Below are 11774 nucleotides of genomic sequence, written 5' to 3'. Positions count from 1 at the left end.
ACCGGCCAGCCGACCGACCGATCGTTCGGTTCAATGGTGTGCCGCGGGAACGTAGGGTGTCAAGCCTGTGGATAACGCCGAGGGCGCTGTGCCCGCGGTTCCGCATGGGTACCGTTCCGGGGCGTAGGGCCGCGCGGGCGCGCGGCCGGTCGGGCGGGCGCGAGCCCCGGACACCATCGGAGCGGGCGGGTATGGCGGAGCCGGAGACGGACGACGAGACGGCGGGACGGCTCGCCGCGCTCTCCCTGCCCGCTCAGCTGATCATCGCGGTGGCCACCGCGGTCGCGGCCGTCGCGGCCGCCATCCACCTCGGGATGGCGTTCCTGAGCGTCTCGCCGGCCAATACCGTCAGCAAGCAGCACGGCGAGGCCATCGAGGACTACATCTATCCGGAGTTCGAGCGGAACTGGAAGCTCTTCGCCCCCAATCCGCTCCAGCAGAACGTCGCCGTACAGGCCCGCGCCGAGATCCGCACGGCCGACGGTGGCAGCGCGACCACCGAGTGGCGAAATCTCTCGGCCGAGGACGGCGCGGCCATCCGCCATAACCTGCTGCCCAGCCACACCCAGCAGAACGAGGTGCGGCGGGCGTGGGAGTTCTATGTCTCCTCGCACGACGAGCAGGACCGGCCGGTCGGGGCCCGCGGCCCGCTCTTCGAGCAGTACATGCGCCGGATCGTGATGCTCCGCTTCGGCCGGGAGGAGGGCGGCGGCACCGTGGAGCGCATCCAGGTGCGGTCCGCGACCACACCTCTGCCCGCACCGCCGTGGAGCGACGAGAAGATCAGCACCAAGACGATCTACCGCGTCCTGCCGTGGTGGCCGGTGACCGGCCACGACCTTTCGGAGGCGAACCGGTGACCGAGCCCGCTGTCCCCTCGCATGCGCCCGAGCCCGAGCCCGACTCCTCGACCGGGCGGGTAGCCGGGCCCGGCTCCGCGGCCAACCGGACAGCCGGGCCCGGCTCCGTCCCCGCGCCCCGGCCCGCCACCGAGCCGCCGTCCACCGAGCCGCCGTCCACCGAGCCGCCGTCCACCGAGCCGCCGTCCACCGAGCCGCCGTCCACCGGGCCCGGCGGCCGCGCCCGGCTCGTCGCCCGACTGCACTCCGCCGTGGCCCGCGGGCACGCCCGCGTCAGCGGCTCGGCGCTCGGCCCTTACCAGACCGCGATCGTCCGGATCGGCTTCTCCTTCACCTGGCTGCTCTTCCTGCTCCGCGAATGGCCCCACCGCCGGGAGCTGTACGGGCCCGATGGCCCCATGAGCTGGGACATGGCCAACCGGCTGATCGACACCAACCGCGCCTTCAGCGCGCTGATATGGACCGACAGCACCTTCTGGTTCGAGATCGTCTACACCCTCGCCCTCGTGTCGAGCGCGCTCCTCCTGATCGGGTGGCGCACCCGCACCATGTCCGTGCTGTTCATGATCGGGGTGCTGTCGCTCCAGAACCGCAGCGTCTTCATCGGGGACGGCGGGGACAACCTCGTCCATCTGATGGCGACCTATCTGGCACTGACCCGGTGCGGGCAGGTGTGGTCGCTGGACGCCCGCCGGGCGCGGCGGCGCACGGAGCCTTCCCGCGATACGACGGGCATCGTGCTCTGGGCCGTGTTGGGGCTGGTACTGCTCTGGGCGCAGCTGTTCACCGACGCCCGGCTCTCCCTGACGGCCGACGGACCACTGCCCGGCGTGGGCTGGGGCACGGTGCTGTGGGGGCTGTGGATCGTGCAGGCCGGCTGGTGGCTGGTGCGGCGCTACGCGCCGGGGGAGCCGCGCACCGTCCTTGATGTGCTCGCCAATCTGGCGCACAACGGCACTCTGCTGGTGATCATGGGCGAGGTGTGTCTGCTCTACGCCTCGGCCGGCTGGTACAAGATCCAGGGATCGCGCTGGCAGGACGGCACCGCCCTCTACTACCCGCTGCATCTGGACTACTTCTCGCCCTGGCCCGGGCTCGCCGACCTCATGGCGTCGAACGGCACGCTGGTGATGGTGCTGACCTACGGCACGGTGATCATGCAGGTCGCCTTCCCCTTCACCCTGCTCAACCGGCGGGCCAAGAATGTGATGCTCGTCCTGCTGATGTTGGAGCACCTCGGCATAGCGATCATGCTGGGGCTGCCCTTCTTCTCGCTCGCCGCGCTCGCCGCCGACGCGGTGTTCCTGCCCACGGCCTTTCTGCTCTGGGGCGGCGCTCGTATGGCCCGGGTCCGGGACCGGCTGGTGGAGTGGGTCCGGCGGCTGCGCGGACCACGGGCTCCGGAGCGCGATGAGGAGCCCCGGGCCCGTACGCTCATCGGGTGAGCAGCGACATCCGCCCCGGCGGCACCCACCCCGGCGGCATCGACCCCGGCGACAGCCGCCCCCAGGAGCCGGTCCAGTACGACGAGGGCTTCACCCCCGAGGTCGGGGTCGGTCCGCACCCCCGCCCCTGGCCGACCGGGGACCGCTATGACCCGGAGCTGCTGGAACACGGTGACCGCCGCAATGTCGCCGACCCCTACCGCTACTGGACCCGTGAGGCGATCGTCGCCGAGCTCGACACCCGCCGCCATGACTTCCACGTCGCCATCGAGAACTGGAGCCATGACTTCAACATCGGGAGCGTGGTGCGCACCGCCAACGCGTTCCTGGCGAAGGAGATCCATATCGTGGGGCGGCGGCGCTGGAACCGGCGCGGGGCCATGGTCACCGACCGCTATCAGCATGTCCGGCACCATCCGGACACCGCCGAGCTCACCGCCTGGGCGGCCGCCGAGGGGCTGCCGGTGATCGGGATCGACAACCTCCCCGGCGCGGTGCCGCTGGAGACCACCGAACTGCCGCGCCGCTGTGTGCTGCTCTTCGGCCAGGAGGGGCCGGGGCTGACGGAGGAGGCCCGCCGCCACGCGGCCATGGTCTGCTCGATCGCGCAGTTCGGCTCCACCCGCTCGATCAACGCGGGCGCGGCGGCGGCCATCGCCATGCACAGCTGGGTGAGGGTCCACGCGACGGCCGGCTGAGCCGCCGCGCGGACCCGGTGGGCACCTGGTGGGCGCTACGCCTGGCGCCGCACCTCGATCATCCGGAAGCGGCCCGCCACGAACGCGCCGTCGCACAGTGTGGCGTTGGCCGACGGATTGCCGCCGGAGCCGTGGAAGTCGGAGAAGGCCGCGGTCTGGTTCACATAGACCCCGCCGGTCAGATTGAGCGAGAGCTGGGCGCACTCCTCCAGGCACGCCTCCTCGATCAGCCGCTCCGCCTCGGGCGAGGTGGTGTACGCGCCGACGGTCATCGCGCCCTTGTCCCGGGTGGTCCGGCGCAGCAGGGCGACCGCGTCCTCCGTGGAGTCGACCGCGACGGCGAAGGAGACCGGGCCGAAGCACTCGGCCAGATACGGCGCGTCCGCGTCCGCCGCCTCCCAGAACTTCCGCGCCCCGTCCGCCTTCACCATCAGCGGCGTACGGACCGTGGCGTCCGGGAACTCGGGGTGGGTCACCGCGCGCGAGGCGAGCGCGACCCCGCCGAGACCCGGCGCGGCCTCCAGCCGCTCCTGTACCCGGGGACCGACGATCGCGCCCAGCAGCGCGGCCGCTCGGGCGTCATCGCCGAGCAGCCCCTCGACCGCCGCCGCGAGGTCGGCCACCACCTCGTCATAAGACTTGGGCCCGGCGTCGGTGGTGATGCCGTCCCGGGGGATGAGCAGGTTCTGCGGGGTGGTGCACATCTGGCCGCTGTAGAGGGACAGCGAGAACGCCAGGTTGGCCAGCATGCCCTTGTAGTCATCGGTGGAGTCGATGACGACCGTGTTGACCCCCGCCTTCTCGGTGAAGACCTGGGCCTGGCGGGCGTGGGTCTCCAGCCAGTCGCCGAAGGCGGTGGAGCCCGTGTAGTCGATCACGCGGATCTCCGGGCGCACCGCGAGGGCCTTGGCGATGCCCTCGTCCGGCCCCTCGGCGGCCAGCGCCACCAGATTGGGGTCGAAGCCGGCCTCGCGCAGCACCTCGCGCGCCGTCCGGACGGTGAGCGCCAGCGGCAGCACGGCCTGCGGATGCGGCTTGACCAGCACCGGGTTTCCAGTGGCCAGCGAGGCGAAGAGCCCGGGATAGCCATTCCACGTGGGGAAGGTGTTACAGCCGATCAGCAGCGCGATACCGCGCGGGACGGCGGTGAAGGTCTTGTCCAGCCGCAGCGGGTCGCGCTTGCCCTGCGGCTTGGACCACTCCACAGACCCCGGGGTGCGCGTCTGCTCGGCGAAGGCATACGCCACCGCCTCCAGACCGCGGTCCTGGGCGTGGGGTCCGCCCGCCTGGAACGCCATCATGTACGCCTGGCCACTGGTGTGCATCACGGCCTGGGCGAACTCATGGGAGCGGGCGCTGATCCGGGCCAGGATCTCCAGGCACACCATGGCGCGCGCTTCCGGGCCGGCGTCCCGCCAGGCGGGCATCCCCGCCTTCATCGCGGGGAGGAGCACATCGATATCCGGGTGCGGATACTCCATGCCCATCTCCACGCCGTACGGCGAGACCTCGGAGCCCGTCCAGCCGTCCGTGCCCGGCTGGTCCAGGTCGAAGCGGGTGCCGCGGAGCGCCTCGAACGCGGCGAGGCCCTCGGGAATGCCCAGGCTCGGGCGGCCCGTCTTGCCCTCCGGGCCGTAAGCCTTGGGGTGCTCGGGGTGCGGGGACCAGTACGCGCGGGTACGGATCGCCTCCAGTGCCTGGTCGAGGGTGGGGCGGTGCATCTCGGTCAACTGCGCTGTGGTGAGTCCGGTGGTCACGACTGACCAACTCCTCGTCGAGCTGGGATTGAGCTGGGCTGGGATGGTCGACAGAGTTAGATTAACCGAACGATCGGTCGGGACAAGAGGGCCTGGCGAACCTGTGGATAACTTCGTCCGAGAGGATCAGCGGCATGACTGCGATCGACCGGGGACCGGCGCACACCAGCACCGTCGCCGTCATCGGCACCGGCACCATGGGCCAGGGAATCGCCCAGGTGGCGCTGGTCGCCGGACATCCCGTACGGCTCTACGACGCCGCGCCCGGCCGGGCGGACCAGGCCGCGGAGGCCATCGCCGGCCGGCTGGGCCGGCTCGTCGACAAGGGCCGTCTCCCCGCGGCGGACCGCGACGCGGCCCTCGGCCGTCTCGTGCCTGTCACCGCCATCGAGGAGCTGGCCGACGCGGCTCTCGCCATCGAGGCGATCCTGGAGGAACTGGGCGCCAAACAGCAGCTGTTCACCGCGCTGGAGGCGGTCGTCTCCGACAGCTGTCTGCTGGCCACCAACACCTCCTCGCTCTCCGTCACGGCCGTCGCGGGGGCCCTGCGGCTGCCCGGCCGCTTCGTCGGCCTGCACTTCTTCAACCCGGCCCCGCTACTGCCGCTGGTCGAGGTCGTACGCGGCGCCGCCACGGACCCGGCAGCCGCCGACCGCGCCCACACCGCCGTCGCCGCGTGGGGGAAGACCCCCGTGCGCTGCGCCGACACCCCCGGCTTCATCGTCAACCGGCTCGCCCGCCCCTTCTACGCCGAGGCCTTCCGCGCCCATGAGGAGCGCGCGGCCGATCCCGCCACCCTGGACGCCGTGCTGCGGGAGTCCGGCGGCTTCCGGATGGGCCCCTTCGAGCTGACCGACCTGATCGGCCAGGACGTCAACGAGGCCGTCACCCGCTCCGTCTGGGAAGCCTTCTTCCACGATCCGAAATTCACCCCTTCCCTCGCACAGCGGCAGCTCGTCGACGCCGGGCGCCACGGGCGCAAGTCCGGCCACGGCTGGTTCGACTACGCCGAGGGCGCCCAGCGCCCCGCCCCGCACACCGCCGAACCCTGTGAGGCGCCCGAGAAGGTCGCCCTGCACGGGGATCTCGGGCCCGCCGCCGCGCTCGTCGAGCTCATCGAGGAAGCCGGGATCACCGTCACCCGCGAGCCCACCGGGGGGCATCTCGCCCTGCCCGACGGCACCCGTCTGGCGCTGACCGACGGTTCGCCCGCCGCCACGGACCCGTCCGCCGCCGCCATCCGCTTCGACCTCGCCCTGGACTACCGCACCGCCGCTCGGATCGCCCTCGCCCCGTCCGAGACCGCCTCCCCGGAGTCCCTTCGGACCACCATCGGGCTGTTCCAGGCGCTCGGCAAGCAGGTCAGCGTCGTCCGGGACGTCCCCGGCATGATCGTGGCCCGCACCGTCGCGATGCTCGTGGACCTCGCCCTGGACGCCGTCGCCCGTGAGGTGGCGAGCCCGGAGGACATCGACACCGCCATGCGGTCCGGGGTCAACTACCCCCGCGGTCCGCTCCAGTGGGGCGAGGCGCTCGGCGCTCCCTGGGTGCGCGACACCCTGCGCAATCTCCACGAGTCCTGTCCCACCGGCCGCTACGCGCCCTCCCAGGCGCTGATCCGGCGTGCCGCCGCCCAGGAAAAGCTGCTCTAATCATGACCATGGCCAAGCGCGACACCTACACACCCGAATCGCTGCTCGCGGTTGCTGTCGAGGTGTTCAACGAGCGCGGCTACGACGGCACCTCCATGGAGCACCTGTCCCGCGCCGCCGGAATCTCCAAGTCGTCGATCTACCACCACGTCAAGGGCAAGGAAGAGCTGCTGCGGCTGGCCATAAGCCGTGCGCTGGACAGTCTGTTCGGCATTCTCGAGGAGCCGGGCGCGCGTGAGGGCCGGGCGGTGGAGCGGCTGGAGCATGTGGCCCGGCGCACCACCGAGGTACTGATGGCCGAGCTGCCCCATGTCACGCTGCTGCTGCGGGTCCGGGGCAACACGGACACCGAGCGCTGGGCCATGGAGCGCCGCCGTGAGTTCGACCACCAGGTCGCCGAACTGCTCAAACAGGCCGCTGCCGATGGCGACCTGCGGGCGGACGTGGACGCGCGGCTGGCCACCCGGCTGCTCTTCGGCATGATCAACTCGATCGTGGAGTGGTACCGGCCGAGCCGCGGCGGTGCCGCGACCTCCGACGAGGTCGCCGACGCCGTGGTCCGTACCGCCTTCGCGGGGCTGCGTACCCAGGGCGAGGGCGCCTGAGCGGGGGCGCTTGAGCGGGGGCGCTTGAGCGGGGGTGCTTGAGCGGGGGTGCTTGAGCGGCGGCGCTTGAGTAGCGGCCGCCGCTTGAACGGGAGCGCCTCAGCGGGGAGCGCGTGGCCTCCTCGATTCGGAGCCGGTCATGGCTCCGAATCGAGGTCCGTCTCCTCGAACACCAGCAGCGTCCGGGTGCTCAGCACCTCCGGCATCGCCTGGATCCGGGTGAGGACCAACTCGCGCAGCGAGCGGTTGTCCGGGGTGTGCACCAGTAGCAACACATCGAAATCCCCGCTGACCAGGGCGATGTGGGCGGCCCCCGGCAGCTCCCTGAGCTGCTCGCGCACCGTGCGCCAGGAGTTCTGGACGATCTTGAGCGTGATGTACGCGGAGGCACCCTGCCCGGCCCGCTCCTGATCCACCCGGGCGCTGAAGCCCCGGATCACCCCGTCGTCGATCAGACGGTTGATCCGGGCGTAGGCATTCGCCCGTGACACATGTACTTGATCGGCCACGGAGCGTATCGAGGCCCGGCCGTCCGCCCGGAGCAGACGGAGGATCTCGCGGTCGATGGAGTCCAGTGGCCGTGCGGGCGGTTTGCCGTCCGCATGGGCCATCTGTTCGTCCCGCATACCGCCCCGCCTCCCCTGAATGGACATCCTGTCTTCATCTCAGGGGGTGCGGAACCGTTTGTCCACAGGCTGGGGTCGCCTGTAGCCAAAATGCGTCGGCGACCGAACAATCGGTAGGGAGGGGTGCCGCTGTGGCCTGCCTCACGTTCTTGCTGTCCGCCCGCCTGTCTTCCACCTACCACCCTCGAGCGAGGTGCTGAGCACCACCTCCCTCAAGCCCCGGAGGTCGTCATGACGGTCCTTGAGCAGCCCGGTGCCTACCGGCCCACTCCCCCGCCCGCCTGGCGGCCCCGCGCCGATGCCGCGCCACTGCTGCCCGACGCCGAGCCGTATCGCCTGCTGGGCACCGCCGCTGCCGCCGACGTCGCCGCCGACCTGCTCACCAGGCTCCACCGCGAGCTGGTGCACGGCCGCCGGTACAACGCGCAGGCGACCGCCCTCACCCGGCAGGGCCGGCTGGCCGTCTACCCCTCCTCCACCGGCCAGGAAGCCTGCCAGGTCGCCGCCGGGCTGGTGCTCGAGGAGCGCGACTGGCTCTTCCCCAGCTACCGCGACACCCTCGCCGCCGTCGTCCGCGGCCTCGACCCCGTCCAGGCCCTCACCCTGCTGCGCGGCGACTGGCACTCGGGCTACGACCCGCACACCCATCGTGTCGCTCCCCTGTCCACCCCGCTCGCCACTCAGCTGCCGCATGCCGTCGGGCTGGCCCACGCCGCCCGCCTCAAGGGCGACGATGTGGTGGCCCTCGCCCTCGTCGGCGACGGCGGCACCAGCGAGGGCGATTTCCACGAGGCTCTGAACTTCGCCGCCGTCTGGCAGGCCCCGGTCGTCTTCCTCGTCCAGAACAACGGCTTCGCGATCTCCGTCCCGCTCGCCAAGCAGACCGCCGCGCCCTCCCTCGCCCACAAGGCCGTCGGCTACGGCATGCCCGGCCGCCTCGTCGACGGCAATGACGCGGTCGCCGTCCACCAGGTCCTCGACGAGGCCGTGCGCAGGGCCCGCGGCGGCGGAGGTCCCACCCTCGTCGAGGCCGTCACCTACCGCATGGACGCGCACACCAACGCCGACGACGCCACCCGCTACCGGACCGACTCCGAGGTCGAGGCATGGCGGGCACACGACCCCATAGCGCTCCTGGAGGAGGCCATGCGGGACCGCGATCTGCTCGACGACCAGAGCGTGGAAGCCGTGCGCGAGTCCGCGGAGCGGCTGGCCGCCGATCTGCGCGAGCGGATGAACCAGGACCCGGTCGTCGACCCCATGGAGCTCTTCGAGCACATCTACGCCGACAAGACCAGCCAGCTGCGTGAGCAGGCGGCCCAGCTGCGCGCCGAACTCGACGCCGAGAGCGAACGCGACGCCGGGACCGACGCCGACACCGACACCGGGGCCGACAAGTCCGAAAAGGGTGCACGATGACCACCGCCACAGCCGCCGGGACGGGCACCGCCCGCAAGCCCGCCACCATGGCCCAGGCCCTCGGTCGCGCCCTGCGTGACGCGATGGCCGCCGACCCCTCCGTGCATGTCCTCGGCGAGGACGTCGGCACCCTCGGCGGCGTCTTCCGCATCACCGACGGGCTCGCCAAGGAGTTCGGCGACAACCGCTGCACCGATACGCCGCTGGCCGAGGCGGGCATCCTCGGCACCGCCGTCGGCATGGCGATGTACGGGCTGCGGCCCGTCGTCGAGATGCAGTTCGACGCCTTCGCGTACCCGTCCTTCGAGCAGCTCATCAGCCATGTCGCGAAGATGCGCAACCGTACGCGCGGCGCCATGCCGCTGCCGATCACCGTGCGGGTGCCGTACGGAGGCGGCATCGGCGGGGTCGAGCACCACAGCGACTCCTCCGAGATCTACTACATGGCCACCCCCGGCCTCCAGGTCGTCGCCCCCGCGACCATCGCCGACGCCTATGGGCTGCTGCGCGCCGCCATCGCCTCCGACGACCCCGTCGTCTTCCTCGAGCCCAAGCGGCTCTACTGGTCCAAGGGCGACTGGTCGCCCGACCGGCCCGACGAGGTCCCGCCCATCGGGCGGGCCGTGGTCCGACGGGCCGATGGTGCGCCGGTGGGCGGTGGCGAGCTCGGCCGGGGTCGGAGCGCCACGCTCATCTCGTACGGGCCCTCCGTCCCCGTCTGCCTCGAGGCCGCCGAGGCCGCCCGCGCCGAGGGATGGGAGCTCGAGGTCGTCGACCTGCGCTCGCTCGTGCCCTTCGACGACGAGACGGTCTGCGCCTCCGTCCGGCGCACCGGCCGCGCGGTCGTCGTCCACGAGGCCACCGGCTTCGGCGGGCCCGGCGGGGAGATCGCCGCCCGGGTCACCGAGCGGTGCTTCCACCACCTCGAGGCGCCGGTCCTGAGGGTCACCGGGTTCGACATTCCCTACCCGCCGCCCATGCTCGAGCGGCACCATCTGCCCGGTGTGGACCGGGTGCTGGACGCGGTCGCCCGGTTGCAGTGGGAGTCGGAGTTCACCGCCGGGAGGGCCGTCTGATGGCTGTGGTGCGGGAGTTCACCCTTCCCGATCTGGGGGAGGGGCTGACCGGTGCGGAGATCGTGCGCTGGCTGGTCCAGGTCGGCGACGTCGTCGCCATCGACCAGCCGGTCGTCGAGGTCGAGACCGCCAAGGCCATGGTGGACGTGCCCTGTCCGTACGGCGGGGTGGTCACCGCCCGCTTCGGCGAGGAGGGCACCGAGATGCCGGTGGGTGCGCCGCTGATCACCGTCGCCGTTCCGGAGGGGGCGGATGAGCCGGGGGCGGACCTGGGGTCCATGCCTTCCCGCTCCGCGGGGGGTGCGTCTTCCGCTGGCGCGGGCGCTTCTGACGGTGGGTCGGGCAATGTGCTCGTCGGGTACGGCACGACGGCACCGGCGGCGCGGAGGCGGCGGGTTCGGCCGGGGGGCGTTTCGGTCGGTGCGGGTGTCGGTGTGGGGGCGGGTGGCGGTCCCGATGCGGGTGTGGGAGGCCGTGGCCGTGCCGGGGTTGTGGCGGATGAGCGGCGGACCGACGGGCCGATCCCGGTGATCTCGCCGCTGGTGCGGCGGCTCGCCCGTGAACACGGCCTCGATCTGCGCGGACTCACCGGTTCCGGGCCCGATGGGCTGATCATGCGTGCCGATGTCGAGCGGGCGGTGCGGGGGTCGGGCGTCGACGGCGTCATGGTGGATGGCGTCGCGCCCGGGGGCGTCGCGGTGGGTGGCGTTTCGGCCGGGGGCGGTGGCGGTCCGGCCGACGGTCTTGTCGTGGCCTCGGCTCGCGCGGGGCGGGAGGAGCGCGTTCCGCTGCGCGGTCTGCGGGGCCTGGTCGCCGACAAGCTGGCGCGGAGTCGTCGGGAGATCCCCGACGCCACCTGCTGGGTGGACGCCGACGCCACGGAACTGCTCGCCGCCCGTAAGGCCATGAACGCCGCCGGTGACCCCAAGGTCTCCCTGCTCGCCGTCCTGGCCCGGATCTGCACGGCGGCGCTTGCCCGTTACCCCGAGCTGAACGCCACGGTGGACATGGAGAGCCGGGAGATCGTCCGGCTCGCCGATGTGCACCTCGGTTTTGCCGCGCAGACCGAGCGGGGGCTGGTCGTACCGGTCGTACGCGATGCGCATGCCCGCAGCGTCGAGGGGCTCTCCGAGGAGATCGCCCGGCTGACCGAGTCCGCCCGGGCGGGGTCGCTCGCCCCGGCCGAGCTGACGGGGGGCACGTTCACCCTCAACAACTACGGCGTCTTCGGGGTCGACGGATCGACGCCGATCATCAACCACCCGGAGGCCGCGATGCTCGGGGTCGGCCGGATCGTTCCGAAGCCGTGGGTGTACGAGGGGGAGCTCGCGGTGCGGCATGTGGTGCAGCTGTCGTTCACCTTCGATCACCGGGTGTGTGACGGGGGGACGGCCGGAGGGTTCCTGCGGTACGTGGCCGACTGTGTGGAGCGGCCGATGGTGTTGTTGCGGGGGCTGTAGCCGGGGCGTCGCCCGCCCGGCCTTTCGCCCGGGGGTTGTGGTGGGTGCGCTTGGGGTGCGGCGGTCGGGTGCGGGTGCGGGGCCTCCGGGGCGGGGTCCCGGACCGGTTATTGAGGCGCCGGCAGCCGGTGAAGTGTGCTGGGCCGGAGATTGGCGCCACACATACACGACAGTGT

At 71.9% G+C, this 11774-nt stretch carries 10 protein-coding genes; 8 read left to right on the top strand and 2 right to left on the bottom strand.

Going from position 1 to position 11774, the window contains the following annotated elements:
- Positions 1–191 precede the first annotated feature (191 nt).
- From AB0C66_RS21210 to AB0C66_RS21200, 3 genes are all read left to right on the top strand, one after another.
- Entirely contained in the window at positions 192–860 is a 669-nt protein-coding gene (locus AB0C66_RS21210; protein ID WP_362440576.1) for a DUF5819 family protein, read from the top strand.
- A gap of 251 nt (positions 861–1111) precedes the next feature.
- On the top strand, positions 1112–2305 hold the full coding sequence (locus tag AB0C66_RS21205; protein ID WP_362441107.1) for an HTTM domain-containing protein: 1194 nt from the start codon (positions 1112–1114) through the stop codon (positions 2303–2305).
- Between the two features lie 8 nt (positions 2306–2313).
- Entirely contained in the window at positions 2314–3003 is a 690-nt protein-coding gene (locus AB0C66_RS21200; RefSeq protein WP_362441104.1) for a TrmH family RNA methyltransferase, read from the top strand.
- Positions 3004–3038: 35 nt separating this feature from the next.
- Here the strand turns inward: AB0C66_RS21200 and paaN are convergent, their stop codons facing one another.
- Entirely contained in the window at positions 3039–4760 is a 1722-nt protein-coding gene (gene paaN / locus AB0C66_RS21195) for a phenylacetic acid degradation protein PaaN (protein WP_362440573.1), read from the bottom strand.
- A 134-nt stretch (positions 4761–4894) separates the two neighbouring features.
- On the opposite strand from paaN, the gene AB0C66_RS21190 reads away from it, so the two are divergent.
- Positions 4895–6412, top strand: coding sequence for a 3-hydroxyacyl-CoA dehydrogenase (locus AB0C66_RS21190; RefSeq protein ID WP_362440570.1), 1518 nt, complete (start codon positions 4895–4897; stop codon positions 6410–6412).
- Positions 6413–6414: 2 nt separating this feature from the next.
- The gene (locus AB0C66_RS21185; RefSeq protein ID WP_362440567.1) at positions 6415–7017 is read left to right on the top strand and encodes a TetR/AcrR family transcriptional regulator; all 603 of its coding nucleotides are present in this window, start codon (positions 6415–6417) and stop codon (positions 7015–7017) included.
- A 137-nt stretch (positions 7018–7154) separates the two neighbouring features.
- Here AB0C66_RS21185 and AB0C66_RS21180 read toward each other — a convergent pair whose 3' ends face one another.
- Positions 7155–7643 (bottom strand): Lrp/AsnC family transcriptional regulator, encoded by a 489-nt coding sequence (locus tag AB0C66_RS21180; protein WP_362440564.1) that lies wholly within the window; start codon positions 7641–7643, stop codon positions 7155–7157.
- Between the two features lie 231 nt (positions 7644–7874).
- Between AB0C66_RS21180 and pdhA the strand changes: the two genes are divergently transcribed.
- From pdhA to AB0C66_RS21165, 3 genes are read left to right on the top strand one after another with little or no spacing between them, the layout of a single operon-like run.
- Positions 7875–9062, top strand: a complete 1188-nt coding sequence (gene pdhA, locus AB0C66_RS21175) for a pyruvate dehydrogenase (acetyl-transferring) E1 component subunit alpha (RefSeq protein WP_362440561.1) — start codon at positions 7875–7877, stop codon at positions 9060–9062.
- Complete coding sequence (locus tag AB0C66_RS21170) at positions 9059–10138, top strand: alpha-ketoacid dehydrogenase subunit beta (RefSeq protein WP_362440558.1); 1080 nt, start codon at positions 9059–9061, stop codon at positions 10136–10138. The genes pdhA and AB0C66_RS21170 overlap by 4 nt, the downstream gene beginning before the upstream one ends.
- Complete coding sequence (locus AB0C66_RS21165) at positions 10138–11598, top strand: dihydrolipoamide acetyltransferase family protein (RefSeq protein ID WP_362440555.1); 1461 nt, start codon at positions 10138–10140, stop codon at positions 11596–11598. The genes AB0C66_RS21170 and AB0C66_RS21165 overlap by 1 nt, the downstream gene beginning before the upstream one ends.
- Positions 11599–11774: the final 176 nt, after the last annotated feature.

This window comes from Streptomyces sp. NPDC048636, assembly GCF_040650655.1.
Classification (GTDB): Bacteria; Actinomycetota; Actinomycetes; order Streptomycetales; family Streptomycetaceae; genus Streptomyces.
The sequence above is the reverse complement of the archived record's forward strand: the minus strand, read 5'-3'. Positions and strand labels throughout refer to the sequence as shown.